The organism is Asinibacterium sp. OR53 (assembly GCF_000515315.1).
Lineage (GTDB): Bacteria > Bacteroidota > Bacteroidia > Chitinophagales > Chitinophagaceae > Sediminibacterium.
In genome coordinates, this window is sequence record NZ_KI911562.1 from 3581239 (window position 1) to 3607768 (window position 26530).

A 26530-nucleotide genomic window follows, 5' to 3' on the forward strand; every position below is an offset into this window, starting at 1 on the left:
TATAATTAAGTTTCTGTTAAACCACCATCTTCTCAATAGGCACTACCAATATCCCCTGCGCACCAGCCGCTTTCAACTGTTCAATGATATCCCAGAACTGGTTTTCATTGAGTACGCTGTGTACGCTGCTCCAGCCTTCTTCGGCGAGGGGCAACACAGTAGGACTTTTCATCCCAGGTAACAGCGATATGATCTCTTTCAGCTTCTCATTGGGTGCATTGAGCAACACGTATTTGTTGTTCTTTGCCTTCTTCACTGCCTGAATCCTAAACAATAATCGGTCCAATAATTGCTGCTTTTCCGCGGCCAGGTCTTGATTTTTGATTAAAACTGCCTGTGATTGCAGGATGGTTTCCACCTCTTTGAGTCCGTTCATAAACAGGGTAGATCCACTGCTCACCAGGTCGCAAATGGCATCGGCCAATCCTATACCGGGGGCGATCTCCACACTGCCGCTGATCTCGTGTACCTCTGCTTCAATGCCTTTTTCCTTCAGGAAACGGGATACGATCACAGGGTAGCTGGTGGCGATCTTTTTACCTGCCAGGTACTGTGCTCCCGGGTAATCTTCGTTCCGGTGTACGGCAATACTGAGGCGGCATTTACCGAAGCCCAGTTCGTGGGCTACCGCTACTTTTTTTGCTTTTTCATACACTACGTTCTCTCCTACAAATCCGATATCTGCTACCGCATCTTCCACGTATTGCGGGATATCATCGTCGCGCAGGAAATATACTTCCAACGGGAAGTTGCTGGCATCGGCTTTCAGTTTGTTTACACCGTTACTGACGTCGATACCGCATTCTTTGAGGAGCCGCATGGAATCATCGTGCAGACGGCCGCTTTTCTGGATCGCTAATTTCAACTTCATACTATTGCTTTACATTGCTTTAAATGACAAAGGGCCTACCTTTCGGTAAGCCCTTCAATGTTTTATCTGTACACACAAAACACCAACAGCCTACCCTTTGGGTAAGTAATGATGATGGTGGATATGTGCGAATAATTTCATAATCGGGCACGAAGGTAATGACTGTGTGGCGTATCTCAAAATTTATTTCGACCCGTCATCCCGAGCAACGTCACTTCGTTCGCTCGGGATGACGCTTATTTTTTATGTATCTTTAATGAAAATCGCTAAAATATGAAAGCAAACATTGGCATTACCGATAAGAATTTGCAGGCGGTAGCATTGATGCTGAACAAGATACTGGCCGATGAATATGTATTGTACACCAAAGTGCGTAATTACCACTGGAACATAGAGGGCAGTAATTTTATGGAAATGCATAAGTTTTATGAAGACATGTACAATGGCATTGATGAGCTCATCGATGAAATCGCAGAAAGGGTTCGCAAGCTGGGGCATTATTCTGAAGGCAGGCTGAAAGATTTTCTCAAACTGACAAACCTTACTGAAGAAACCTATTCAAGCGAGCAGAAGAAACAGTTACAGAATTTATTGAACGATCACGAGACATTGGCCCGCAATCTGCGTAATGATATCAATGCATGCAGCGATAAATACAAAGACCTGGGTACTGCCGATTTTCTTACCGGTCTGTTGAAGCAACACGAGACATGGGCCTGGTTCGTGAGAAGTTATCTCAAATAATCATTCAGCTTAAGGCAAACAGTACACCCCATCCTGTACAGGCATCCCAACCGGGAGTGGCCACATAACCTTTAGCGCCCGCGACTGTTTTATTGTCGCCCAATACAATATCACGGTATTGATAAGCGCTTTTGGCGCTGTATAATTTAGGATGTATAAAACCCACGGGTTTGCCTTTCTGTTCATTGATCCTTGCGATCAATCCTGCCATGAGAGGAGCTACAGCGCTGGTGCCGCCGATCACCAGGTCTTGTCCGTCTACACGCACCCGATAACCGGTTCCCGGATCGGCATTACCGGCGATATCGGGTACACCTCTTCCGGCAAAATTATTGTTTAATGATACGGGCACATTAACAGGATCCTGGTAATTGGGCTTGGGGAAAAACTCACTCACGCCACCTCCTGTGGCGCCGCCATCGATGTTATGCCAGACAATTTCCGATTCTACTTTTTTATCTTTTGTTGTGAGTGTGGTGCCTCCGCAACCCAATACAAAAGGGCTGGAAGCGGGGAAATCCACATGCACTTTCCCATCCTGTTCCCCATCGGCCGAGCCATTATCGCCTGCTGCAGCGCATACGGTTACGCCCAGCATGGCCGCGGCCTGGAAGGCTTCGTTAAAGGCTTTGAGCGATTGCTCGGTCCAGTTCTTTTCTGAAGCGCCCCAACTGATGGAGAGAATATTCGGATTGTGTGTTGTATCGTGAACAGCCGTTTGTATGGCATTGAAAAAACCTTTGTCGGTATTGGGTGCGAAATAAACCACGATCGTAGCATCCGGCGCAATAGCGGCGGCCACTTCAATATCGAGCATCACTTCGGCATCGGCACTGTCTGCGGTAGTGGGTGCATTCGTTCCGCCATCTACCAATACCTCTATGACCCTGGGAATGGGTAATTTCAATTGTTTGAAATAGGTATTGATATCTTCGATGCGGTAGCCGCCTCCTAATTCTATGATGGCGATACTTTGTCCCGCTCCCGTTCCTTTTTTTGGAAACCCGTAGATGTCTGATAGCTGGTTGGGATAAAAACTCCCGGGCAAAGCGCTGTGTGAGATGAACTGTCCGTTTTTTTTTTGCGATAAGGTATTTGGGGGAAGCGGCGGGACGGTCATCAAGTCCGAATATCGCTTCTATTACCGGCAACAATTGTTCGGGCAAATGGATATTGCCTATTCTTCCACGGAACACAATACCATCTTCATCGCAGCAGGTAGAAAGTTGTACCCGGAAAGCCCTTTCGAAAGCATCTACCGTTCCCTGCAAATGAATGAGTCTTTGTTCGGGCAATTCTTCTATGATGTTCAATCCGAAATTCTCGGCAAAAGCTTCTACCAGTTGAATATCGGCTTCGCTTGCATGGAATTGGGAGGCGAATTGTTCACGGGTTTTGATGGCGGCGCGGGTCTTGTAGTTACCGGGATTTTTCTCGTAACGCAAGAGGAGCGTTACGCTGATAGGCATACGCGGATCCAGGTCGCCTAAACGGGTGGTGTTATTTGTTTCGCGATAGCTACCTTCCAATGGAAAGTATGCTGCTTTATTGAAGTTAATGGCAGACATTGGATCTTTTCTAATAGTACTACAATTATTGTGCAAAAAAAGGTTTAAGTCCAGCCAATAAATATTTCACAGTTATTTTTTTTATCGTATATTTCGTATGATTATAGTGATTTGAGCCGTTAAATGATCTATTTGCCAATATACCCAATCCAATAAATTTCATTTATCAAACCCTTAAAACAAACAATCCTATGATCTGGCATTTAATTTTAGGCGGAGTAGCTGGTTTTTTGGCCGGCAAAGTAATGAGTAGTGGTGGTTACGGTATTTTAGTTGACATTATTCTTGGCATCGCGGGCGGCTGGCTCGGCGGTTGGCTAGGTGAAAAATTAGGCATCCATTTAGGTGGAAGCATCGGGTACCTGGTTACTGCATTTGTGGGGGCCATCATTTTGGTCTGGGCTGGAAGAATGATTAAAAAAGTGGCATAACAGGGTACCATGCATTGGCCCTGTTTTACCAAAAATAACCTTCTCCAGTCCCGAGGAGGTTATTTTATTGTCCTTGATAACTGTATTTCATAGTTTTAATAATATTCCCATTCATATCGCGTATCAATAACAACCTTCCCAAAGCGTCATATTCATAATAGATGGTCTTTCCCGACGGATCTGTTTGGCTGGTCATTCCAGTTAATGGTTTATAAGTATAAGTTGTTATCTGAGCATCAACAGGAAAAATTCTAATGTCATCCACAGGACCGCTTAAGGTCATATTAGCAGTATAGTTCTGTTGGTTAAATACCCATTTCCCACTGACTAGATTCCACCACTGAATTATATAGCTCCTGCTATCAGGCGGGGCAAAAGAACAAGTGTAGTTAGCATTATAATATTTATTACCCGTATGAGCGGTCCCTGTAACTGCCGAAAGGTTTTCTTCAAAATTCTCAGCGAAATACGCCTTGGTACCTGCCATTGCTATCATCATACCCTGATAGGTGAAAGAAAGAGAATAATTAAATGTAAAACTGCTGAAAGAGGTACTTACCGTGTAGTTCAATGTATACTGGCCAGTCGGCATATTATTATATGTGATGGTAGATGGAGTTGATCCGCAACTCGCACCACCGGAACCGGAATTGCACATATAGCCACTTTGACCGGATGGTCCTGTTAGGGTAAAATTGACGGTCACATTAGCGCCATTGGGCAGCGATGGCATTGTTAAAATAATGCTTCCAGTTTGGGTTTGAGTGAATGAATACTGGCCTCCATAAGTGGTAGTGCTTCCGCCAATTGGGAAGTTAAAGGAAGTGTTAACTGTACTAGGCAGCAGTGTCTCTTTAATATGATTGGCCGCATTCACAGTCTTAACAATAGGCAAGCTGCTGTTATATCCCCAATCATAACCTGATGATACGCCGTCTCTGGACAATGAATTGATTATATTTCCTTGGTTGGATTTGTCGGCTCCCCTTTATTTTTACCCACGCTTAGTTAGAGTTTTCTAAGATAAGGTTTTTTCGTTCTTCCATCATTTGCGCATACCTGATCGGTGAGAGATAACCTAACGATTTGTGTGGTCGTTCAGTGTTATAGTCGATCCTCCACTCTTCGGTCTGTTCTCTCACTTCTGACAAACGATAAAACAGGTAAGCATTCAATACTTCTCTTCTGATGCTTCCATTCTTCCTTTCTATGTATGCATTTTGTGTGGGTTTCCCCGGTTGAATAAATTGTATCGTAATCTGTCTTTGCTCATCATTGCACCACTCTTCCAGTTTGTGGCTGATAAACTCTGGGCCATTGTCGCAACGGATATTGGCAGGCTTGCCTCGCTGAACAATCAGTCTTTCCAGTACCCTGATCACCCTGAGTGCCGGAAGTGAGGTGTCAACCTCTATCGCCAGCGATTCACGGTTAAAATCATCCATCACATTGAACAATCGGAACCTTCTGCCATCTACGAGCGTGTCGGTCATAAAATCAATGCTCCATACCTGGTTAGGTGCTGTTGGAACGTTTAAGGGTTGCTTTATCCGCTCTGGGAGCCGTTTCTTGCCTCTGCGACGGATATTCAGCTTCATATCTGTGTATACCCGATAGATCCGTTTATGATTCCATTCATGCCCTTTATTCCAAAGACGATAGCAACACTGCCAAAATCCAATGGCAACATGTTTGGTTGTTAAAACCGTCAGTGCATCCTGAACTTCACTGTCATCCTTAGGTTTTGGTTGATACCGGTAGGTGTTGCGGGATATNCCTGCCAGTTCGCACGCCTTACGGTTACTTAACTGCTCTTCTTCCATCAGATGATGAACAGTTTCCCGTTTCGCTTCAGGCGTTAAAACTTTTTTGCGATCAGGTTCTTCATTGCCCGGTTCTCCAGGCTTAACTCCGCCACGATCTTCTTGTACTCACTGATCTCAGCTTCCATCTGCTTCATTTTTACAACATCACTCACTTCCATGCCTCCATACTTAGCCTTCCAATTGTAAAACGTTGCTTCGCTGATACCCATCTCTCGGGCAATCTCTTTAACAGCAATTCCTGATTCCTGTTTCTTCATTGCAGATACAATCTGCGCTTCGGTAAATCTTCCTTTTTTCATGTGTTTCAAAGTTTAAAGTTAACAAGCTTTTGGTCGTTAACTCTAACCTCACATGGGTAACATTCAGGGGAAGCTTACACTGTGGGTCAAGATTCCTAAAATGCGTATCATACCATTCCAGGCCTGATCCATCACTGAATTCCTGGTGTTGTAATTCACTACCTCTATTAAATTTATACTTATTCTCTAGCTTTCCAGCAGCTTTGCTACTGATCCCCGCCATTGTCAGCCCAAACGGATAGTAGTCTAGCTCCTCCAAAAGAGGAACAACTTTTTTTCCTGACCCGGGTTCCCGGTTCCGATCAGTTTTTATCAAAGAGCTTTATATGAACAATATATAGCTATGCATCTTCTATACAGTTCTAACGCTGAAAGAAGGTGCTTCAAATAGAAATCTTACATAAAATGAACTATAAAATGAGATTTTTTCCTGTATTCATCTTCACCTGGATAATTAGGCACATTTTCCCATTCCTTATGAATATCTGAAAGAAGATTATGAACATATTCCTTATCGTCCCCTTGTCCCATTTTAAGCAACTCTTCCGAAGATATAATTAATAATAAATAATCAGATTTCTCTAGCCATTCTAAATCATTAATTATCTCACGAAATGAATTCATGTTATCAGAGTAATAATCAGGAAATTTAAATGCTATACTCATCTCATGTACAAACCCCTTTAATGTTTGTGATTTATGTCCATCAATAATTGCAACATATGTCGTCTTCGGATTCAACTTATACGTATCTAATGCGTCTGTAATAATTTCTTGCAAGTTCATATCATTTAGTTATTTCATTTCAGTAAATGAAAGATAGTGGTCTTTAGTATAATATGATTTCCCATTACTTCCGATCACAACTCTTTCTTCTCCCCTATTTCTCCCTTGAATTACTGGGTTTACATCGTATTCTTTATAAGTGATTGAATTGCCTGACACATCCTTTTGAGGTAGTATTTGCCCACCATTTCTACCATCATTTTCAAAAAATCTACCCCCCTTATAACCAGGTTGAGCTGCTCCATTTTTCCTACTAGCATAATCTACCACATTTCTTGCAGCCTCAGGAGCATTAACCTCAGATGCACCACTGGCTGATGAAGTAAACAATGAAATCAGTCCACTAATTCCTCTTCCTATCATTAGTCCAAAGCCAAAGTCTGCAACATCCATTCCGACTGGATCAGCATGTGATATTGAATAACCAGCTTGTTTTAACCACTTTTCTGTCTCTCCTTTTTGGGCTTCAGTTGTCTTACCGCCATTAACCCTTACAGCATCTACATCATCATTAGTCTTAGTAACAGTAGCTGTTTTGTTTTTTGTATTTATACTAACAATATCATCCTCCTTGTTCTCTTTTCCTCTAAGCCGAGTTAAAATCTCAGCGATATCGTCAGCTTTATCAAATATATACCCTTCACCAGCTGCTGCTTTAAGAGACATTCCATCCGGGTCTATAAATCTAATGGGATTATTGACACCATAAGTATAAGGGCTCCACCTCCTATACTGATCTGATAATGGATCAATCACATGCCATCTTCCTATTTGCGGGTCTTGCATCCTGGCTCCATAATCGTACAACTCTAACCCACTGCCATCACTGAACTCCTGGTGTTGCAACTCTTTACCATTGTACTTATATCGATTTTCTATTTTCCCCGCCGATTTAGAGCATATCCCGCTCATGGTGAGGCCGAACGGATAATAATGTGTTTCCTCTAATAATGGTCCTCTCGTTTGTATCACCTGCAGGTTATCAAAGAATACATCTGTGTTGCTCTCATTTGAACAGTAGACATAAAGATATCCATTCCTGGTGACGCCTACACTTTGAGCAGGGTGCGTGTATACTACATTCGCATCACTCACCATACTGAATCCACTGCTTCCACTCACTACCCTGAATTGCTCATCAAAGAGTATCCAGTTGATATAAGCTTTGGGACGAACACCTGTGTTCGGTTCATTGTTCGTGAGCCAGTTGTTCACATCTCCCGGTGTTACTGCCGAACCTGTTAGTGTGGCAATTGTAGCTTTACCGGTACTGGCCACTGCACTGGTCCCCGCTAATGCTGTCAGCAGGTTGTTCACTACAATATTATAACCTGTATTAGTAGGAGTACCTCCCTGCCAGAAGCTCTTGCCATAGATCGCTACATTATCGCCTGCCATTACTCTCAAAGTGATACCCAGTCCCATCTTATCGCCATTGGCTCCGTTGAGCCGGTACATCTTCAGGCTGGTGGCTGTGGTATTGCTGGTCGGGTTGGTATTATAAGGTGGATTACCATTGTTGTTCGGGTAAGTCACCGGCAGAGGTGGGTTTGGCACGATGGCGGCTGGGTTGATCGAATAATAGAGGCCCTCCGTAGTAGTGGCTCCATCTTCCAGGGTGGCTACAGGGTACACATCCTGCTGCTGCTCATCGGTGAGTACCATCCTAGTGTTACCCAGGTGATCTTTTACAAAATAATCATAGACGAATACCGTAGGACTGTTTACTGATACATTGTGATTCAGTCTCACCCTTCCTTCTTCATGACCCAAGAATTGCAGCACACTATTTTCATATACAAAACCTCCCAGGTAATCCGTGGTCATGGTAAGAGTGCCCTTCAGTGAATCACATACGCGCTTTTGCAACTTGTTGCCTGTTGCATCATAGATATAAGTGATGGTATCCTTGCCTCCTACATATATTCGGTAGGGCAGGTTCAAGTGATTATAACTAATACCACTAGCACTGCTGATTCCTATATTCTTGTTCAGGTCTTTTACGAGGTTGCCATTATTATCATAGCTGTAGTCTGCTGTAGTGGCAGTTTTGCTGCCAATGCTTTTCAGATAGGCTTGTGAAGCTCTAAAATCTCCCAATATCGTACTGGGATCATTCTGTGCATCGATCACATTGAGCAGCTTATTGCTATTGGTGTTGTAATTGTAACTCAGGTTATCGATCAGTGAGCTGGCATTTAGCTTCAGACCCTGCTGCTGCATAGCCAGGATATTGCCGTTGGCATCATAAGCGCTCGATGCATTGATGCCATCTCCCATTTTCACTGAAAAGTCGATCGTGAAATTGGCATTTGCTGGATCTGATTTCTGCCAACTGCTGCCAAAGTGCTGGTTGAAATCTCCGTACAATAACCGGTTGGCGGCATCATAGCCATATCCATAATCTCTTTCTGCTCCATCACCTGCACTCTGCCAACGCTGTCCTCCTATATTTCCATTGAACTGATTGCTGCCAAAACCCCAGTCGTAGCTCAGGTCCATGGCAAACCATTTGTTGCTGGCTATATTCATTTGCGAAGTGGTGGGTCCGGAGGCAGCTCCATAATTCCAGTTCATGCCCTTGAGCCAGCCACGGATATTGTAGCTGTAGTCCTGGTTGTTCAAGGCAGTGGTATCGGTCATGCTTTTCTGGCCTAGTTCTTTACGCAATAATTGCCCCAAGGCATCGTAACTGTTCCTAGCTACAAAGCGTTTGGTGCTATCGTTATCATTGAGTTGTTTGGTAACAGCAAGCAAACGACCGGCATGGTCGTAATCATAATTGGTTCTTATTCTTTCTACATCATTGTCGGCAGGGTTGTTATGCAGCAGGTAGCTGCAAATCAGCTTATTATTAAAATCATAGCGATTGGTAGTAACATCCTGCCCTCCACGGTAATTATCGGCATTGCTTTGTATCGCTCTGCCTTTATCATCATAGAATATGGCTGTTTCCATCCAGTTACCCAGAGCCAGGTTGGCCGGGTTCTCTATCACTCTTACCCGGGTAACAGTAGTCAGGCCGCGGATTTGAGCACTGGCAGCCGGTAGAAGGCTGTCTCCATATACATTGTTACCAATACCCAGTTTACTGTTGTTTGCAGTGTTATAAGTCTTAGACGTAGCACTGTAATCATCATAATAAGTATAGGTCAACGGGATGGGGTTGGTTCCCGCAGAGAGCGGGTTATCCATCACTGTTACCGTATTATTGAAGCTGGCAGGAGTGACAGCTACAATAGAAGCTATGAATTCTGCACTGCTCTCACTGGAAAATCCATCGGTGAAGTTGATGCTGTTGGAAGCCTGGTAACTGCCACGCCCCACTTCCCTGACGCCTATGGATAAATCTGTGGGTGTAGCCGGAACATAAGTACCACTGGTAGTTACTGTACCGGCATTGTTGTTTCCTGTATTCGCAGTTACATAACTCTGCAAAGCAGCCGGGGTACCGGTATAGGTCAGCATACCTGTCTGTACAGGACGGTTGAGTCCATCGTACAAAGTATACAACCACTGGTTGGTAATGCCCATATTGGCATCCTGGGTAAATACCAGCCGATCCCGTTGGTCATAAATCATGTATACCCAGCCTGCTCCCGGTACTTTCTTCGCAATCATTCTGCCCCTGCCATCATACTCATAACGAAAACAAAGTTCATTGATCAGGCTGCCTGTACTAATAGTCAAGTCCCAGGTAGCGTTGTTCAATAAAGTAGCTACAGCTTTAGGAGGGATCACAAAACGAAGGTTACCTATGGCATCATATACATAATAAGTACAGAGCCATCCTACATGCGCCGTACCAGGAGAGACAGCGATCTGTACCTTCTTTAAAACAGCACGTCCGTCTTTGTCCTTGTATTCAACAACATTATTACCTTGTTCATCTATCGTAACATTTTTATACAGCTGCCCAGCGCCGTATGCACCTGTCGTAACAGGAATATTAGTGCTTACATCATTATTGGTATAAGTAAGCGCATTATTGATTATGTTCCATACCTGCACCGAGTCGCTGATCGTGCTTACCAGGTACTGTTGTTGCACGGCATGTTCTGTAGCACCGCCTTCAGATCCTGCCCAATTATTGCCAGGAGCAAAAGATTTCGATACACGGTTTAGTGGTGAAGCTTCGTAATTGGTCTTCCCATAATATACTGACTCCCCATTATAAGCAGTTTGCTGTGAAGGATAGGTGGTGCCATAGAAAGAACTCTGCTCTCCAAATGGATTTGTTTTAAAAGAGCCGTCCGTTCCAGGAGACGCATAAGGCAAAAAATGGTATTGTTCGCGGCCAAAGGCATCATATATCGTTGGAGCCACCAAGTCGTTCTGTGCTGGAGAGGCTTTCCAGTTAACCGATTGGATCGCTCTTCCCAAGCCATCGATGTACTGGATGTTTTTATTCACCTGTGTTACATTCGTGCTCCCCCTCACTAAAGCCGTATCCGTAAACGGTATCCTGGGTTGCCAGGTATTGACGTAATTGAGTGGCACGCCACCGGGGTAAGCTGCCGGCAGGTACACCGACGACACAGCACCCCCTACTTTTGCTTGAGTAGTGGATGGCTGGTTGGTTTGCGCACTTAGTTGTAAGCACAATAAAAAAAGCGCGGCGATCAATGCATGGATCTTAAAAATAACTTTCATCATGTCAATGGTTTATTAAAACATATACCCTATTCTGAATTTCAACGGTTGTGTCTGAGGCATCTGGCTGTAACTCAAAAAATCCCACAGCAGTTGCAGGTTGCCCTTCTTCTTACCTATCCTGTACTTCTTGCTCAGTCCCACCAAACCGCTTCTCTGCCAGGCATCCAGGTTCTTCAGTTGCTCAATTTTGGAAAAAGACTGCTGGTAATTGAGTTCATAGCCTCCTGTGATCCAGATGCTGCCCTTGTATTTTATATCCAGGTAGCTTCTCAGTGAAACACCCTCACCTGTGATCCTAATACTATTGATGTTTTTACCCCATCCCATTTTATATCCTGCCCCTACTCCCACCGTAGCTTTATCATTTAGTTTGTATCCTGCCGTTAAGGCAAGATCACTGGTAACAGGCAGCAGGCTGTTCGTCTTTTGGGATTGTATGTTCAACCCGTATTCTATTCGCTTCCAGAAGGTTTTTGTCTTCTGGTTATTGGGTTTAAAATCCGGCATCTCCAGGTCACTGCTGCTCCCACCGCCGGCCTTATTGATCTTATCTTTTAATTGGTTTAATTCTCCCTGGGCTTGCTGTACCTGTTGTTGCAGGTATTGTTGCGGGTTACCTCCTCCAGCAGCACTAAGCTGTTGGGTTAACTGTTGTTGCACGCTGGTTCGGGTTTGCAATCCGCTCAGTGCCAGGGAGGGGTCTCCATAGCTTCCCGGCATCGGGAACAGTTGGGCCAACAAACTGTTCTTACTCATAAAATCCTTGAAGGAAGGAGTGTTTCTCACGACTGACAATAGCTTTTCGGCCATTTTATCCGGGTCGTTCATCATCTTCCTGTACTGCTCTACCTGTGCCTGGTAGTAATACATTTGCTTATTGAAATTTTGCAGGGGTTTGCCCAGCGCATTATCCAATTGTTGTTTCAGCTGTTCTTTTCTTTCCTTAAGCATCGCTTTGATATTCGTCACATTTTGCATCTGGCCCTGTAGTTTGCCCAGGCTGCTGTTCAGGTCTCCCAGGGCTGTGAGTTGACCGGGTGATAGCCCACCAAGTTTTGTCCCGGCCTGGGAGATGTATTTGCTTACCGCCTGCATACTGTCCAGGGAGGGGACATAGCTGTTCAGATCCTTTAGTCTGTTAGCGGGTTGTTGAAGTTGCCCCTGTAGCTTCTGATAGAATGCATGACTACTCTGTGCCATAGCGGCCACCTTTGCACTATCGGCTCCTTTTATTTTCTTCCTTAACTTATTTTCTTCCTTTTGCAGTTTTTTCAGGTAGTGTTGCGTTTTCCTGGTCACCCTTGTTTCTATCTGGTCGTATTGTTTCTCCAATGCATGGATGCTTTTAGTTTTCAAGCCACCGATCCAGCTTGTGAGTTTGCCGATGGTGCTATCTGCCGGCAGTTGGGCCTGCGAAGCAGTAACACAGCCAATAAGCAATACCATCACTATGATACGTCGGATGAAAGTCATTTATTCTCTTGTTTGTTTTTATTGATATTCAACTTGCCTTTTAGCATTTCAATTTCTTCCTGCTGTTTTTTACTTTCTTTCTTCATTTCAATCATGTACAAAGTCAACTCTTCGATCTTCTTCAACAGCAAAGCCTGGTTATCTCCTACACTGATACCCTTCTCTTCTACTTCTTTTGCAGAAGGGACTTCAGGTAAGCGCTTATTCTCTTTAATGAATACTTCAACTTGCGAAAGGGGTTTCAACTGATAAGATGGATCGAATACATAATCGCTCCAGCCAGTTTGAGTAACAATCATTTTTTGCGCTTTGACATTCCCTTTTACAGAAAGCATTTCCGTAGGCGCTGTTGTTCCTATACCTACATTTCCACCAGAGAAAAAAAAACTATTGTTACTACTTACCGTAAACAAAGCGTTGTTTGATTGTATGGAAGTACTGGCATAAGTCTGACTTGTTCGGTCAAATGTGATGACATAACCGCTACCACTTGAAACACCTATCTCTGTACCAAGCCCAGTACCAACATGATACCATCCTTTAAACCTGCCTTGCCCACTTTCTACTTGCAAATCGCCGCCATCAACCGACAGCCGGGAAACAGGAGCAAGGGTACCAACACCAACATTACCACCGGTAAAAAGAAAACTATTATTGTTACTTACCGTAAACAAAGCGTTGTTTGATTGTATGGAAGTACTGGCATAAGCCTGACCTGTCCGGTCAAATGTGATGACATAACCGCTACCACTTGAAACACCTATCTCTGTACCAAGCCCGGTGCCAGCATGATACCATCCTTTAAACCTACCCTGCCCACTTTCTACCTGTAGATCGCCACCGTTAATTGTCAGTTGAGAAACAGGACTAAGGGTACCAATGCCAACATTCCCAGATGAGGGAAAGGTATTCTGCGCAAAAGTCAAACCGCAATGAAAAAGGCAATACACTCCAAGTAAATATTTTTTCATTTATTACTAATTTTCTTCATTAATCTTTTTATTCTGTTCTTCATTTTCGTTCCAATTTTTGTACTCGTTTCCGCAAGGCTATATTCTCTTTTTTTAACTCGATCATATAAAGTGTCAACTCTTCTACCTTCTTCAACAAAGCTGCTTGCGTAACTCCCATATCCAATCCCTGATTTGCTATTTCTTTTGCAGAAAGGACTTCGGGCAAATGCTTGTTTTGCTTAACAAATTTTTCCACTTCCAAAAGGGGTTTCAAGCGATATGTGGAGCTAAATACATAATCGGGCCATGTTGAGGGTTGCTTGACTTTAATCTGGCCGGCAATGATGGAGCCGGCAACAGCAAGGTTATAACCTTTGGTATCCGTGGTTCCGATACCAACCTTCCCATAAAAATAAGTGGTGGAATCCGGCGATATCTGAACAACCGGATAGGTTATATTACCATCGCTATATTCGAAAACAAAGGGCTTGTAATTTCCTGTAGCCCTTTTCTGCATCCGCATTCCGAATTTATGAGATGTGGGATACGACAGGTTGAAAAAGTCAACATACTCCTCTTCATTGTCACCATTAACCAGCGCCACTGTTGACTCATAAGCATTCCTTGAACTGGTAGGACTCCACACCTTGAAGACAGTGAAATCATGTCCATATCTCCTGAAGTAAGGTATGCCGGAAGTTCCATACGTAAATATCAATGAAGAACTTGGGTTCGGAACTCCCAGTCCTGCTTCATACATATCATAGGACCTGTCCCACCGGTCAGCGCCATTACTGCGGATAACAGCGGCACCATCACTATTTCCTCCCACAACAAACGGATCGTTATAACCCATTGATGATCCCAATACCGTTACGCTTCTATTCGCATATTCCGCACCAAAATCAAAGTGGGCCTGGTTATCAAACCACGATTTGCCGTATGCCTGCAAATTATAAGTAGGATGTAAATCACTGGTCGCCCCAATTAACCCACGTCCGTTGATCCAGAAGTTAGCAGTTTGAGGAACGCTTATCTGGTTCTTAATAGAACTGTCTGATTGAGCGTTGGATTGCGTGGTCAATAATATGCCCACCAGGAAAAACAATACCAACGGCACTTCATTCACGATTCTTTTCATTATTTGCTTCATTTGTTTAATCTTTTATTTGTAATGATTGCAGTGGAATTTCAATTACGGTTTACGGCAGTATCTCTTTTCCACATCAAATGATTTCCGGGATGGTTTTCTTTTTGTTGTTTTAATTCACCCTTAATCGTATGAGTAGTAGAATCTGCCTTATCAGGCTGCATTGTTTTATCAGGGAATGTAGCAGTCATTTTTCTGCCGGAAGAAACATGGTTCATTGTTGAAGATGGTGTATCATTTTTTTCAGATAATGGATGCCCGTTTTTATTCAGATCTGCTTCCTCTCTTTTATATAAATTGCTTTTCTTCAATTGTTGAGTAGTATGATCTTCTTTCCACAGTAAATGATTCCTGACATCGGAGGAATCGTTTTGCAATTTGATATTGCTTTTCGCTGTTTTTAAAGTATCCTTCTGCGCAGGGTGGATTTTAACCTGGGAAATAACACTGCCAATGAGTATTGTATTGAATGATAACAACAAAACAAAACGTAGTGCACATTTTTTAACAGATGGGGGCTTGGTTCCAGGCATAGAAAATCACATTTACTTTATAAATGAACTCAATTGGAATACTATTTCCATTGAATAATTATTGAGGCAGCATTTTCAGGCCTCAATCAAAACATGTGAAGGACATCATTGGGGGGACAAAGCAGACATCCATTGAATTGATAAAACAGAAATACTTCCTTAAACTTGTCTTCCTAAAAAAATATTAAAAACTCTCACCAATTTCGACAATTTGGGTGTAATGGCCGGACTGATGTAAAATACACGTAGATAGAGCACCCCTTATTTTAGGGGTATCAGCATCATTCTTCAATTACCGGTAAAGTTATCCTCTTGCATTTTTCACCGGAGAATAGTATGTTTACAGGTCTCCCCCCCCCCGCTCATACCAATCCTTGTCTCATGACCAAGAACCCTGCTACTCCGGCCGTTCTCCTGGCCTTTCCCATGCTGTTGATTTTCCTGAGTTGTAGTAACAACGGCGGCAACATGAAGTACGAAAAAACCAATGCCGGTTACCAAGTCGATTCTACCAGCAGCAGTAAAAACACAATGGATACTGCAGTTGTTGCCAAGCCTGTAACCAAGCCCGGATCTGCTACTCCATCTACCGTAGATCACGTAGATACTACTGCAAAAAAAAGCATCATTCCCGGCCGTTGGGAAACAGTGCGATTGCGCAGAAAGAGTTTCAACCGCACGGGGGAAGCGCATACCGACAGCCTTGTATTGCTGGTGCCCGCTGATACTGTTGCGCATCCGCAACCTACAGGCAGCGGCGCTCAACCACCAACAGAAAAAATTGGAAAAAGATCCGGCATACTGGGTTATTCTTTTTTCAAGCAAATGAAACGGTCCGAGACCAAGAACATACACGCGTTCATCAGCATCCGGCATTCCGAAAGCGCCCTGCGCGATACCATCCGTATCATCAACGCACAGGAAGAACCCAATAAACGCAACGATACCGTGAGTATTTTCACGCAGAATATCTTGTTGTACCGCTATGTAGATGTGCGGCTCCTGGATCCCGATCATTCCTTTACCATCGCACAGGTGCACGACAGCGCCAGGCAGGAAGTAGATGAAACCGATGGTAATCACTGGGAATGGGCGGTTACACCCAACACCGATAGAAAAGAAGCACGGCTAATATTGAAAGTAGTGGCAGAAAAACCCGATGAACCGGCAGAACCGTTTGACTCACGCACCATACCCATCACCATCAATGTGAACACCAATATTGTGCGGCCGCTCTGGATCTATTTATACGATCATCCGGAATACGTATTTACAGCCATACTCATTCCGGTGGTTGCTTATTTTGGCAAAAAAATATTCGACCGGAGGAAATCATCGTAGCCGGATCAGTTTTTACACATTCGGGGCCTGTTCTTTGTTGATTTTTACCTGACGCTTAGTTGATTCGTGATTTTGTACCCTTTTCTTCGCCGTTTCTTCGGTTATAAGCGAACAAGCTTCGGTAATAGGCGAACAAAGGGTATACAAACAGCGAAGCGGGGGCGAAGAAAACGCGTATGAGGTAATAGCATAATAAGGATCAATCATCAATGAGGAGAGTACCTTCCTAATCAAATATTTTTCTGTCCTTTCTCTGTAATGTACCAGGTCTTGTCGTTCTCATGAGAACGCCTGATCCAGCCTTTTCCAATGAATATCTGGGTTAACAGGCCGCCCAGTTTACCGCGAATTTGGGTATAACGTACAATGGAGGAGTTGGCTTTCTTGGGGGAAGTTTTAACACTTGACATAAATGCCCGTTTTACCTGGAGAATGCGTCTATTAAGATAAACACTCCCCTTTACATTTTTATCTTTTCAAAGGAAGTTTTTTCTGTTCATTTTCAGCGCAATTCCTGTGTAATTAACATAAAAGTAAAGCTGCAAGGGCTTTATGAAGTCCCTCGGCTTGCTACGCTCGCCCGGGATGACGGGGTTATTGTAGCAACCGGTCGATTGTTTCGTTGAACTCTTTTTTCATTTCTTCATAATGCACACCCGTTCCCGGGCCTGTAAACCCAGCTTCGAGCTTGGCCACTTTACCGGTTTTGTCGATGAAAATGGTAGAAGGGAAAGATTTAATAGGCGTGAGCTGCGGCAACGTTTTCTCTGTTTTCTGCTCATCCATAACAGTAACACCGGTAACCAGTATGGGATACTCCACGCCGAAACGTTCTTTGAACTTCAGCAGGCTCTTGCGTGAACGTTCAAAATCGGTGCTGTACTCATACGCGAGGCCAATGATCTCCACGCCGCGCTGTTTGTTCTTTCTATAAAAATCACTTAGGAAAGCCGTTTCATCCATGCAATTGGGACACCAGGAGCCCATAATCTGTATCACTACTACTTTGTTTTTAAAGCGGGCATCGTTGATGGACACCATCTTTTTATTCAGATCGGGGAAACGGAAATTCAACTTGCTTTGCCCTGGCCTCAGGTACATCGCCGCATCATTGGGCAAACCGGCATTGGCATTTTTTTCAGCAAGCCAGTTTTCATGGGCAGCAGGACCGGAATAAAAATCTCCGCCGCTGATGCTATGGTCATTGTTGATCTTGGCCGTGAAGAGGAAAGCATGCACCCCATCGAAAGTGGACAGCTTCAGCGTATCACCACTGACCACCCCACCCAGGTATCGATAATCTCCTGTTGAAGTCAATATAGAACCACTCAGATCGTTTCCTTTTTGCACAAACTCCCCTACCGTAGTATCTGTAAGTGCTTTACCGCTCTGTCCGAAAAAAGTTGCCCAACGGCCGGTGATATTGTGCAATGCAGGTTGCTTTACTTCAAAGCGCTCACCATTGCCCAGTTCAGCGGTGAAAGGCATTTGGATATGCCCCTTGCTCGTACTCCTGATCCACCATCCTGCTATTTTTTTATCAGACAACAGCTTAACCCTGAACTGCGATTCAAAAACAGGCATCTGCACCAGCAGCGAATCACCCGCTGCGCCAATATTATCTACACGCATCCTCTCACTGGCATTCAATATATACCAGACCGTTTTCCCTCCTTCGTGACGAAGCTCGAAATTGAATACGATATGGTTACCATCCGCGCGATGCAATTGCGCTTTCCATAATCCCTGTTCTTGTGCCTGTACCGTGTTGATCATTCCCGCCAACAACATAACCACCAATATCTTTCTCATAGTTCTGTACAACTTTACTTTTCTTCAATAAATAGGCTGCCTGGCAGCAAACTTACCAACAAAACGCCTGCGCATTATCACTTGCCTGTCAAATTATACGAACGGAATGTTTATCTTCCGTTTTCTAAAATAAATGGCATGCGTTCGCTCCTTCTTTTTGTTTGCCTGATACTAAGCCAATGGCTTTTTGCGCAGGATTATTATTTGTTCGTTGGCACTTATACCAGCGGAAAAAGCAAGGGTATCTACGTATATCGCTTCAACAGTCAAACCGGCGAAGCGCAATGGGTGAGCAATACCGACAGCAGCAATAACCCTGCTTTCCTGGCCGTATCGCCCAATGGCAAATTCCTGTATGCCATCAATGAAGCGGGATCTCCCCAATCCGGACATGTGAGCGCTTATGCCTTTGATGCTGCCAATGGTAACCTGCGGCTGATCAACCAGCAGCCGAGTGGTGGATTAGGCCCCTGCTTCGTAACCATAGATAAGACCGGCAAATGGGTGCTCGCAGGCAATTATATGAGCGGAAGCCTGGCCGCATTGCCAGTAAATAAAGATGGCTCGCTGGCTCCTTATACGCAAATGATCCAGCAAGAGGGCAGCAGTGTGAACAAGAACAGGCAGGAAGGTCCGCACGTTCATTCTACTTTCATCACACCCGATCAGCATTATGTGCTGACGCCCAACCTGGGAACCGATAAAGTGATGATCTATGCATTTCATAAAGAAGACCAACAGCCCCTGAAGCCCGCCGCACAACCCTTTGTGCGCTCCATACCGGGCAGTGGCCCACGGCATCTCGACTTCCATCCCAATCGCAAATATGTTTACCTGATTGAAGAAATGAGCGGTACCGTATCGGTATTCGCTTATCATGAAGGCAGGTTGAAAAAGCGGCAGACCATCGCTACGCACCCGGCCGATTTCAAAGGACAGCCCGGCAGCGCCGATATCCATGTATCGCCAGATGGTAAATTTTTGTATGCTTCCAACCGGGGTGAAGAAAATAACATCGCTATTTTTTCTATCGATCCCGTTTCCGGTTTGCTAACGGCCAAAGGCTACCAGGTCCTGCCCGGCAAATGGCCGCGTAATTTCACCATTGATCCCGAAGGGAATTTCCTGCTGGTGGCCAATCAACAGACCAACAATATCGTCATTTATAAAAGAGATAAAGAAACGGGCATGCTGGAAGCTATGCCACAGCAACTGGAAGTACCCAGTCCTGTTTGCCTGAAACTACTGCGCATTGAGTCGCATCAATGATGGTGACGATGATGCCCCTGGTGCTGGTTGTGGTTAGAAGCATGATTCTGCGCATTGGCCTTCTTCATTTGATTTTGAAGAAACCCTAAGGCAACCAGGGAAAATCCCAGCATCAAAAAGAAATACTGCAGGAAAAAATCATTGCCCACCATGAACATCTGGGCAATCACAATCACTACAATAACCAATCCCTGTACCACGATGGCCGTAGGGTACCAATGGACCTTCTTTAAAGTAACGATAATGGTAAAAAGACTCAATACACCGAATCCGATCAGCAATATCCATCCGGGGATGGTATAATCTTTGAACACGGTCCCGTTGAGGAGATAAAAAGGCAGGCCGAGGGAGTTTCCGGTGGGATCCATGATCATGCGGGCTCCGGCATAAAGGTTAACGGCACATACCAATACTAATACTGCAATTGATAATTGGCGAACTGTTTTCATAGGCACGCGGGTTTGTATCTGGCAATCGTATCTATCATCTGTTAAGATACGAAAAAATCACTTACCTGCCAGGAAATCCCGGAACCAATAGCCCGAATTCTTGATGGTCCGCAATTGGGTTTTAAAGTCGGTATGTACCAGTCCGAACCGCGCCGCATAGCCTTCCGACCACTCAAAATTATCGGTAAGCGTCCAGGCAAAATAGCCGCTCAGGTTCACGCCTTCTTTTTTTGCCCTCAGCGCGGCAGCCAGGTATTGCTGGAAATAGTCGATCCTCGCCTGATCGTTCACGGTACCGTTCACCAGCTGGTCTTTAAAAGCCGCCCCACCCTCCGTGATCATGATCTCTTTTACACTTCCGTACAACCAGAACCGTTTGATCATCCAGTAAAGGCTGTCGGCATTGATTTCCCAACCCATGCCCGTTACCGGCACTTTTCGCTGGGTGGCTTTTACTTCTGAGGCGTGGATATAAGGGATCAGCGAATTGTATTTCACCGTAATGGGGAAATAATTCTGTATGCCAATGAAATCGAAATTGAACTGCATGCGCTCCTGGTATTTCCAGGCTTTGTTATGCAGGTGTATTTTATCGAGTAAAGGAAAGTTCTCTACTTCGGGGTAACCTCTGCCCAATGCCGGCTCAATGAACAGTCGGTTCATCAAAGCATCGACCCTTTTGGCCGCCAGTACATCAGGCTCTTTTTTACTGAAGGGCATTACTTCACTACAGGAGAAAGTAGTACCAATTTTTGCCTTTGATACCGCATCACGCACCAGCCGGCCACCTTCGGCCGTGCAGAGCGCTGCATTGTGTATGGCCGGCAGGAAATGAGGCAGTCCGGTTTTACCGGGTGCATGCTTGCCCATCATATAACCCAGCGTGGTAAAGCCCATGGGCTCATTCATGATGATCCAGTGTTTCACTTTACTGCCATAAGCTTCGGTGCATACCTGCACGAAACGGGTGAACCATTTGAGCATCTGGTGACTCGTCCATCCGCCATTTTTTTCCAGCTCCAAAGGAAGATCCCAGTGATACAGGGTTACATAAGGTGTAAGTCCCAATGTAAGGCATTCATCAATGACCTTATGATAAAACGCAATCCCTTCTTTGTTCACCCTGCCAATGCCTTCCGGTAAGATGCGGCTCCATGAAATGGAAAAACGGAATGCAGTAAAGCCCAATGCTTTCACTAATACGAGATCATCTTTATAACGATAATAGAAATCGCAGGCTTCAGATGGTTTAGCAGCACCTTTGATCTTTCCCTGCCGCCGCGCAAAACTGTCCCAGATAGAAAGTCCGCGCCCGTCTACATTGTATGCGCCTTCGTTTTGTGCGGCGGACATGGCTACGCCCCATTGAAAATTGGGACCGAAAGACTTTGCCGATAGGGTTTGATATGGTGTCAACAGTAAAGCTTTGCGCTAAATTGATGAATGATCTTGTTACGATGATATTATGCAATTGTTATTTCTATCTACTGCGCGGTGTTTTAATCAAAATTTAATAACTCAATTCTAAAACCACAATCTACTGATAATCATCAAAATATAAATATCTGTGTTTTCAAAGTAAACTTTCATTTAAATCAAACGTTTGTTTAATTCAAACACTTGTTTAATTTCACACCGTCGTCATCCTGAGCGAGCGGAGCGAGTCGAAGGGCCTGCTGGAGGTTCTGGCGGATCCCTCGGCTACGCTCGGGATGACGGCAGCAATAAATTTTCTGTATATGCATCCCGATAAAAAACAAAACATCATCGAAGCGGCCATGGAGCTGTTTGCCGACAAAGGATTTGAAGGCACTTCCATCCGCGAGCTCGCTGCCAAGGCCGGTGTAAACATCGCCATGGTGAATTATTATTTCGGCTCGAAAGAAAAATTGTTCGAAGCCATGGTGGAAGAGAAATCCACTTATTTCAGAGAGCGGCTCAACAGCGTCCTTATCGATGAATCGAAAAATGAACTGCAGAAAATAGATACTATTATTGAAGACTACGTGAACCGCATCACCAGTCAGCATAAATACCACCGGGTGATCCACCAGGAACTGATGCTGCAGCAACGCGAATCGCTTCATGAAAGCATCATTGCTGTGTTTGCCAAGAACAAAGAAGTATTGAAAAAGATCATTGACCAGGGGGTGAAGAAAAAAGTATTCCGCAAAGTAGACCCTGAGCTCACCATCGTTACCCTCTTTGGTACCATGCACCAGGCGTTACTGTCGAAATCCATGTGTCAGTTCCTGATAGCCAAAGGCGCCAACTTCGATCCCTATACCGATGAAGCTTTTAAGAAAAGACTTATTAATCACATCAAACAGGTCATGCACGCGCACTTATCGCATCAACCATAACGTCATTTATATCATCAACTGTAAACAAGCAATCTAAACACCTTTTCGTATGACAAAACAAAAACCCGCAGCAAAAAAGTCACCCGTAAGAATCGTGGTACTCAGCGTGGTATTTCTTATCGTTGCTTATGTAGGCTATAACAAAATCCATTTCGCCATTACCCATGAGACCACCGACAATGCACAGGTGGAAACCCAGATCACACCTGTACTGCCCAGGGTGGCCGGTTACGTGAAAACCATTTCTGTAAAAGATTATGATTCTGTTGCAGCCGGTCAGCTCCTGGTAGAACTCGACGATGCCGAATTGCAAACGCAATTATTGGAAATGGAAGCCGATTACAAACAGGCTGAAGCCGATCTCATCAATGCCAGGGCGGCACTCAACAATGCCGTGGTATCACTCCGCATCAACAAAGGCAATATCGACCTGAACGATGTGCGTAAGAAAAAAGCGGAAGACGATTTGAAAAGAGACCAGAACCTGTTCAACGACCAGGCCATCACCCGCAAGCAACTCGACGACAGCAAGTACAATGTAGAAACGGCCGCACAGCAGTACCAGAATGCCAAGACCGATCTGAGCTCTGCCGAAAGCCGCATTGCTGTTTTGCAGGCAGGCATAGAAAAAGCAACCGCTGCATTGGCTGTAAAACAAGCCAAGATCGAGCAAACCAAACTCAAGTTGTCTTATACCAGGATCTATGCACCACAGGCAGGCAAGATCGGTAAGAAAAATATTTCAGAAGGCCAATATGTGCAGGCAGGCACGCCCCTGTTCTCTATTGTAAACGATACCACTTACTGGATCGTAGCCAATTTCAAAGAGAACCAGTTAAAAAAATTATATCCCGGTAAAGACGTAGATATAGAAGTGGATGCGTATCCTGATCTTAAAATCAAAGGCGCTATCGAAACTTTGAGTGAAGCCACTGGCGCCAAGTTCTCTTTGTTACCGCCCGATAATGCCAGCGGCAACTTCGTAAAAGTAACCCAGCGCGTTCCCGTAAAGATCCGTATCAAAGACATGGATAAATACAGGAACATGCTGCGTGCAGGTTTAAGCGTTTATATCAGCACTGAAATCAATTAATCATGGCAACGCCTAAAGGATTTGCCAAGGCCATCATCGTACTCACTACCGTTACCGCGGCCATCATGGAGCTCATCGATACCTCCATCGTGAACGTAGCGCTGAGTGATATGAGCGGTAGCCTCGGCGTAAACATAGAAGACATCAGCTGGGTCATCACCGCTTATGCCATCGCAAACGTGATCATCATTCCGCTCACCGGATTTTTAGCGGAATATTTCGGAAGAAAGAATTATTACATCGTTTCCATGATCATCTTTACGATTGCATCGTATATGTGCGGTCAGTCTACCAGCCTCGTAGAGATCATTATCTGGCGCTTTGTACAAGGTGTGGGCGGCGGCGCCCTCCTGTCTACTTCTCAGGCCATCCTCTTCGATGCCTTTGAACCGAAAGACAGGCCCATTGCTTCGGGTTTGTTTGGTATGGGTCTCGTGTTAGGTCCTACCCTCGGCCCTACACTGGGTGGATATATCATTGACCACGCTTCCTGGCCGCTGATCTTTATGATCAACATACCCATTGGTATCATCGCAACTTTTTTATCCTTCACTTTTATTGAAAAGAAAGAAGGCGAAGGAAAAAATAAAAAACACATCACCATCGATTATACCGGTATCCTGCTGCTCATGGTAGGTATCGGCAGCCTGCAGTACATGCTGGAAAGAGGTGAATCTGAAGACTGGTTCAGCAGTAATACCATCATCATTACTTCTGTTCTCGCCTTTGTTGGTCTGATTGCTTTCATCTGGTATGAACTGAGCATCAAATCGCCCGCGGTGAACCTGAAAGTATTGAACAACCGGAACCTGGCATTCACCACCATCTTCACTTTTGTGGTGGGTGTGGGATTGTTTACCTCGGTGTTTGTATTTCCCGTACTGGCACAGAGAACATTGGGTTATACCGCTTATGAAACAGGTCTCACCTTACTCGCACCTACCATGATCACCGTTGTGATGATGCCCATCATTGGTAAAGTGATGAGTAAAGGCGTCTCACCCATTCCTTTTGTGGTGATCGGGTTCCTGCTCTTTGCAGGTTATGCCTGGCTGAGTGCAGGTGTGAGTCCGGATGTGAACAAAGACGATTTCTTTTTACCCCTGGCCCTTCGCGCCGTAGGCATCAGCATGGTGCAGTTACCGCTGATCAACCAGGCAGTAGCAGGCTTGCAGCCCAAAGATTATGCATCCGGCATTGCACTCAACAACATGATCCGGCAACTGGGCGGCGCTTTTGGTATTGCACTGGCCAATAACTACATCGCAAGACAATATGCACAACACCGGTACGACCTGGTTTCCAAAGTAACAGGCGAATCGCAGATGTTCATTGAAAGAAGCCATACGATCGCACAGAGCATCATATTGAAAACGGGCGATGTGGCCGGCGCCGGCACACAAGCCCTCGCTACCATCAACCGGGTGGTGGACAGGGAAGCGTATTTCCTCTCCTACCTCGACACCTTCCGACTCATCACCATCTTCTTTATACTGGTGATACCGCTGGTAGGATTCCTGAAAGTGAAAAAGAAATCAGCCGCCGAAATGGCTGCAACGATGAAAGCGGCGTCGGAAGCGCATTGATGAAATCAACAATCAAAGAAAAAATTCAAAATAGAAGATGAAAAAAATATTGATCATATCATTGTTTACAGCTACAGCATTTTCCGTTGGAGCACAGGTAGCTGTGAACAATGAACTGAAAGGACTGATCAACCAATCCTTTGGTTACTTTCCCAAAGTGAAAGAAGTGGAGCATACCATTACCACAGCCGATGAAAAATTAGCGCTCACCCGCTTGAATAAACTGCCCGATGTAACAGCAGATGCTTCTTACGCCTATGTAAGGCCGAAGATCGAGATCCCGCTGGGCGGAGAGAGTTTCCAGTTTGCTCCTGTACACAATGTAAGCGGTGCACTCAATGCCACTTATGCACTTTTGGATTTTGGCAGGCTGCAGGCCAATATCAACCGCGCAAAAGAAGATCTGCTGTATGCCAAACACAATACCGACTATGTGAAAAGTCAGCTCGCCAACCAGGTAGCCGTTGTGTATTACAACATTGTTTTTTTACAGAAAGCAATTGGCATACAGGACAGCGTACTGAGTTACCTCAACGAGAATAAAAGGATTGTAAACAGCAAGTTGAAAAACGGCGATGCATTGAAGATCGACCTGCTGAACATACAGGCTTCTATCGACAATGAAGAGAACCGCAAGGTAGACCTGAAGAACAACCTGCAAAAACAACTCAACCTGCTCGAGTACACTACCGGTGTGAGCCAGAGCCAGGGTAAGGCATTTGATTTTGATATCAACCTCACCGATGCCGGAAGTGCATTGGGATTGGCCCAGGCCAATAACCTTGAATTTATCCTGGCAAAAGACAAGATCAAACAGGCCGAGAGCGACCTGGCCATTGTTAAAACAGCAGAAAAACCAACGGTTGGACTGAAAGCCGGCGCCGGCATCAAGAATGGTTATGTGCCTTATATCGCAGACATGCGTTTTAATTACATGGCAGGTATCGGTTTTTCAGTGCCTATTTACAATGGTGGCAAGAATAAACAGCAACAGAAATTGCAGGAGAACATCATCAAACAAAATGAGATGGCGGTGGAAAGCCTCAGCAGCAATTACAAAAAAGACATTGCGCAGGCCTTGACCGATGTTGCCACCAACCTCGAAAGGATAAAGAATACACAGGGCCAGATAGAACAGGCGAAAGCCGCACAGGTATTGGCTTCCAACCGTTTCAACAATGGTGTGGGCACTAACCTGGAAATTACCAATGCCAGCACCAATGTACAACGCGCGGAACTCACCAAACTGCAATACGAATACCAATTGTGCTTGGCCAAGGTTGAATTATCCAGACTGATGGGCTACCAGTACTGGTAATAATTAAAA

General features: G+C 44.7%; 22 protein-coding genes and 1 pseudogene. 8 read left to right on the forward strand and 15 right to left on the reverse strand.

Annotated elements, in window-relative coordinates:
* Nucleotides 1-16 precede the first annotated feature (16 nt).
* Nucleotides 17-871 carry an ATP phosphoribosyltransferase gene (gene hisG, locus SEDOR53_RS0115965; RefSeq protein WP_026770610.1) on the reverse strand — a complete coding sequence of 285 codons (855 nt, stop codon included), beginning with the start codon at nucleotides 869-871 and terminating at the stop codon, nucleotides 17-19.
* 273 nt (nucleotides 872-1144) lie between these two features.
* On the opposite strand from hisG, the gene SEDOR53_RS0115970 reads away from it, so the two are divergent.
* Nucleotides 1145-1615 carry a Dps family protein gene (locus tag SEDOR53_RS0115970; protein ID WP_026770611.1) on the forward strand — a complete coding sequence of 157 codons (471 nt, stop codon included), beginning with the start codon at nucleotides 1145-1147 and terminating at the stop codon, nucleotides 1613-1615.
* A gap of 4 nt (nucleotides 1616-1619) precedes the next feature.
* On the opposite strand, the gene SEDOR53_RS18330 is transcribed toward SEDOR53_RS0115970, so the two are convergent.
* Nucleotides 1620-2663: a S8 family serine peptidase gene (locus tag SEDOR53_RS18330; protein WP_232214792.1), complete on the reverse strand. Its 1044-nt coding sequence runs from the start codon at nucleotides 2661-2663 to the stop codon at nucleotides 1620-1622.
* 127 nt (nucleotides 2664-2790) lie between these two features.
* Nucleotides 2791-3183: pseudogene (locus SEDOR53_RS19525) on the reverse strand (protease pro-enzyme activation domain-containing protein); the annotation flags it as partial.
* Between the two features lie 191 nt (nucleotides 3184-3374).
* On the opposite strand from SEDOR53_RS19525, the gene SEDOR53_RS0115980 reads away from it, so the two are divergent.
* Nucleotides 3375-3614: a GlsB/YeaQ/YmgE family stress response membrane protein gene (locus tag SEDOR53_RS0115980; RefSeq protein WP_037361474.1), complete on the forward strand. Its 240-nt coding sequence runs from the start codon at nucleotides 3375-3377 to the stop codon at nucleotides 3612-3614.
* 64 nt (nucleotides 3615-3678) lie between these two features.
* Here the strand turns inward: SEDOR53_RS0115980 and SEDOR53_RS0115985 are convergent, their stop codons facing one another.
* The 8 genes from SEDOR53_RS0115985 to SEDOR53_RS0116025 all read right to left on the reverse strand — a co-directional run bounded on the left by SEDOR53_RS0115985 (nucleotide 3679) and on the right by SEDOR53_RS0116025 (nucleotide 15290).
* Nucleotides 3679-4560 (reverse strand): RHS repeat domain-containing protein, encoded by an 882-nt coding sequence (locus tag SEDOR53_RS0115985; RefSeq protein ID WP_198018985.1) that lies wholly within the window; start codon nucleotides 4558-4560, stop codon nucleotides 3679-3681.
* A gap of 58 nt (nucleotides 4561-4618) precedes the next feature.
* Nucleotides 4619-5739 (reverse strand): IS3 family transposase gene (locus SEDOR53_RS0115990; RefSeq protein ID WP_369751278.1). Its coding sequence is split into 2 segments (ribosomal slippage): nucleotides 4619-5478 and nucleotides 5478-5739, totalling 1122 coding nucleotides; the frame shifts between segments, so codons are not numbered across the junction.
* Between the two features lie 396 nt (nucleotides 5740-6135).
* Nucleotides 6136-6525, reverse strand: coding sequence for a barstar family protein (locus SEDOR53_RS18715; RefSeq protein ID WP_051416703.1), 390 nt, complete (start codon nucleotides 6523-6525; stop codon nucleotides 6136-6138).
* Nucleotides 6526-6534: 9 nt separating this feature from the next.
* Entirely contained in the window at nucleotides 6535-11181 is a 4647-nt protein-coding gene (locus tag SEDOR53_RS0116005; RefSeq protein ID WP_037361489.1) for a DUF6443 domain-containing protein, read from the reverse strand.
* A 12-nt stretch (nucleotides 11182-11193) separates the two neighbouring features.
* Nucleotides 11194-12654 (reverse strand): hypothetical protein, encoded by a 1461-nt coding sequence (locus tag SEDOR53_RS0116010; protein ID WP_026770615.1) that lies wholly within the window; start codon nucleotides 12652-12654, stop codon nucleotides 11194-11196.
* Nucleotides 12651-13625, reverse strand: coding sequence for a hypothetical protein (locus tag SEDOR53_RS18720; RefSeq protein WP_051416704.1), 975 nt, complete (start codon nucleotides 13623-13625; stop codon nucleotides 12651-12653). The genes SEDOR53_RS0116010 and SEDOR53_RS18720 overlap by 4 nt, the downstream gene beginning before the upstream one ends.
* Before the next feature lie 40 nt (nucleotides 13626-13665).
* On the reverse strand, nucleotides 13666-14748 hold the full coding sequence (locus SEDOR53_RS18725; RefSeq protein ID WP_051416705.1) for a hypothetical protein: 1083 nt from the start codon (nucleotides 14746-14748) through the stop codon (nucleotides 13666-13668).
* Nucleotides 14749-14798: 50 nt separating this feature from the next.
* Nucleotides 14799-15290 carry a hypothetical protein gene (locus SEDOR53_RS0116025; protein WP_026770616.1) on the reverse strand — a complete coding sequence of 164 codons (492 nt, stop codon included), beginning with the start codon at nucleotides 15288-15290 and terminating at the stop codon, nucleotides 14799-14801.
* A gap of 381 nt (nucleotides 15291-15671) precedes the next feature.
* Here SEDOR53_RS0116025 and SEDOR53_RS0116030 point away from each other — a divergent pair, with 381 nt between their 5' ends.
* A complete protein-coding gene (locus tag SEDOR53_RS0116030; protein ID WP_026770617.1) occupies nucleotides 15672-16631 on the forward strand; it encodes a hypothetical protein in 960 nt (319 codons plus the stop codon).
* Nucleotides 16632-16861: 230 nt separating this feature from the next.
* Here the strand turns inward: SEDOR53_RS0116030 and SEDOR53_RS18350 are convergent, their stop codons facing one another.
* Nucleotides 16862-17041, reverse strand: a complete 180-nt coding sequence (locus SEDOR53_RS18350) for a hypothetical protein (RefSeq protein ID WP_037326770.1) — start codon at nucleotides 17039-17041, stop codon at nucleotides 16862-16864.
* Nucleotides 17042-17225: 184 nt separating this feature from the next.
* On the reverse strand, nucleotides 17226-18443 hold the full coding sequence (locus SEDOR53_RS0116045; protein ID WP_026770619.1) for a peroxiredoxin: 1218 nt from the start codon (nucleotides 18441-18443) through the stop codon (nucleotides 17226-17228).
* A gap of 138 nt (nucleotides 18444-18581) precedes the next feature.
* On the opposite strand from SEDOR53_RS0116045, the gene SEDOR53_RS0116050 reads away from it, so the two are divergent.
* On the forward strand, nucleotides 18582-19712 hold the full coding sequence (locus SEDOR53_RS0116050) for a lactonase family protein (RefSeq protein WP_026770620.1): 1131 nt from the start codon (nucleotides 18582-18584) through the stop codon (nucleotides 19710-19712).
* On the opposite strand, the gene SEDOR53_RS18730 is transcribed toward SEDOR53_RS0116050, so the two are convergent.
* Nucleotides 19706-20161, reverse strand: a complete 456-nt coding sequence (locus SEDOR53_RS18730) for a hypothetical protein (RefSeq protein ID WP_026770621.1) — start codon at nucleotides 20159-20161, stop codon at nucleotides 19706-19708. The genes SEDOR53_RS0116050 and SEDOR53_RS18730 overlap by 7 nt on opposite strands.
* Before the next feature lie 57 nt (nucleotides 20162-20218).
* On the reverse strand, nucleotides 20219-21577 hold the full coding sequence (locus tag SEDOR53_RS0116060) for a GH1 family beta-glucosidase (protein WP_026770622.1): 1359 nt from the start codon (nucleotides 21575-21577) through the stop codon (nucleotides 20219-20221).
* 323 nt (nucleotides 21578-21900) lie between these two features.
* Between SEDOR53_RS0116060 and SEDOR53_RS0116065 the strand changes: the two genes are divergently transcribed.
* From SEDOR53_RS0116065 to SEDOR53_RS0116080, 4 genes are read left to right on the forward strand one after another with little or no spacing between them, the layout of a single operon-like run.
* Nucleotides 21901-22524, forward strand: a complete 624-nt coding sequence (locus tag SEDOR53_RS0116065) for a TetR/AcrR family transcriptional regulator (protein ID WP_026770623.1) — start codon at nucleotides 21901-21903, stop codon at nucleotides 22522-22524.
* A gap of 49 nt (nucleotides 22525-22573) precedes the next feature.
* The gene (locus SEDOR53_RS0116070; protein WP_026770624.1) at nucleotides 22574-23617 is read left to right on the forward strand and encodes an HlyD family secretion protein; all 1044 of its coding nucleotides are present in this window, start codon (nucleotides 22574-22576) and stop codon (nucleotides 23615-23617) included.
* A gap of 2 nt (nucleotides 23618-23619) precedes the next feature.
* Nucleotides 23620-25203 carry a DHA2 family efflux MFS transporter permease subunit gene (locus SEDOR53_RS0116075; RefSeq protein WP_026770625.1) on the forward strand — a complete coding sequence of 528 codons (1584 nt, stop codon included), beginning with the start codon at nucleotides 23620-23622 and terminating at the stop codon, nucleotides 25201-25203.
* Between the two features lie 37 nt (nucleotides 25204-25240).
* Nucleotides 25241-26521 (forward strand): TolC family protein, encoded by a 1281-nt coding sequence (locus SEDOR53_RS0116080; protein ID WP_026770626.1) that lies wholly within the window; start codon nucleotides 25241-25243, stop codon nucleotides 26519-26521.
* The last annotated feature ends 9 nt before the right edge of the window (nucleotides 26522-26530 follow it).

What these genes read in the sequence shown, in the direction of transcription:
- SEDOR53_RS0115970 (WP_026770611.1), top strand. Translation starts at nt 1,145, where the DNA reads ATGAAAGCAAACATTGGCATTACCGATAAGAATTTGCAGGCGGTAGCA.
- SEDOR53_RS0116075 (WP_026770625.1), top strand. Translation starts at nt 23,620, where the DNA reads ATGGCAACGCCTAAAGGATTTGCCAAGGCCATCATCGTACTCACTACC.
- SEDOR53_RS0116070 (WP_026770624.1), top strand. Translation starts at nt 22,574, where the DNA reads ATGACAAAACAAAAACCCGCAGCAAAAAAGTCACCCGTAAGAATCGTG.
- SEDOR53_RS18720 (WP_051416704.1), bottom strand. Translation starts at nt 13,625, where the DNA reads ATGAAAAAATATTTACTTGGAGTGTATTGCCTTTTTCATTGCGGTTTG.
- SEDOR53_RS0116030 (WP_026770617.1), top strand. Translation starts at nt 15,672, where the DNA reads ATGACCAAGAACCCTGCTACTCCGGCCGTTCTCCTGGCCTTTCCCATG.
- SEDOR53_RS0116065 (WP_026770623.1), top strand. Translation starts at nt 21,901, where the DNA reads ATGCATCCCGATAAAAAACAAAACATCATCGAAGCGGCCATGGAGCTG.
- SEDOR53_RS18730 (WP_026770621.1), bottom strand. Translation starts at nt 20,161, where the DNA reads ATGAAAACAGTTCGCCAATTATCAATTGCAGTATTAGTATTGGTATGT.
- SEDOR53_RS0116005 (WP_037361489.1), bottom strand. Translation starts at nt 11,181, where the DNA reads ATGATGAAAGTTATTTTTAAGATCCATGCATTGATCGCCGCGCTTTTT.
- SEDOR53_RS18725 (WP_051416705.1), bottom strand. Translation starts at nt 14,748, where the DNA reads ATGAAAAGAATCGTGAATGAAGTGCCGTTGGTATTGTTTTTCCTGGTG.
- SEDOR53_RS0116025 (WP_026770616.1), bottom strand. Translation starts at nt 15,290, where the DNA reads ATGCCTGGAACCAAGCCCCCATCTGTTAAAAAATGTGCACTACGTTTT.
- hisG (WP_026770610.1), bottom strand. Translation starts at nt 871, where the DNA reads ATGAAGTTGAAATTAGCGATCCAGAAAAGCGGCCGTCTGCACGATGAT.
- SEDOR53_RS18350 (WP_037326770.1), bottom strand. Translation starts at nt 17,041, where the DNA reads ATGTCAAGTGTTAAAACTTCCCCCAAGAAAGCCAACTCCTCCATTGTA.
- SEDOR53_RS0116050 (WP_026770620.1), top strand. Translation starts at nt 18,582, where the DNA reads ATGCGTTCGCTCCTTCTTTTTGTTTGCCTGATACTAAGCCAATGGCTT.
- SEDOR53_RS18715 (WP_051416703.1), bottom strand. Translation starts at nt 6,525, where the DNA reads ATGAACTTGCAAGAAATTATTACAGACGCATTAGATACGTATAAGTTG.
- SEDOR53_RS0116010 (WP_026770615.1), bottom strand. Translation starts at nt 12,654, where the DNA reads ATGACTTTCATCCGACGTATCATAGTGATGGTATTGCTTATTGGCTGT.
- SEDOR53_RS0116045 (WP_026770619.1), bottom strand. Translation starts at nt 18,443, where the DNA reads ATGAGAAAGATATTGGTGGTTATGTTGTTGGCGGGAATGATCAACACG.
- SEDOR53_RS0115980 (WP_037361474.1), top strand. Translation starts at nt 3,375, where the DNA reads ATGATCTGGCATTTAATTTTAGGCGGAGTAGCTGGTTTTTTGGCCGGC.
- SEDOR53_RS0116080 (WP_026770626.1), top strand. Translation starts at nt 25,241, where the DNA reads ATGAAAAAAATATTGATCATATCATTGTTTACAGCTACAGCATTTTCC.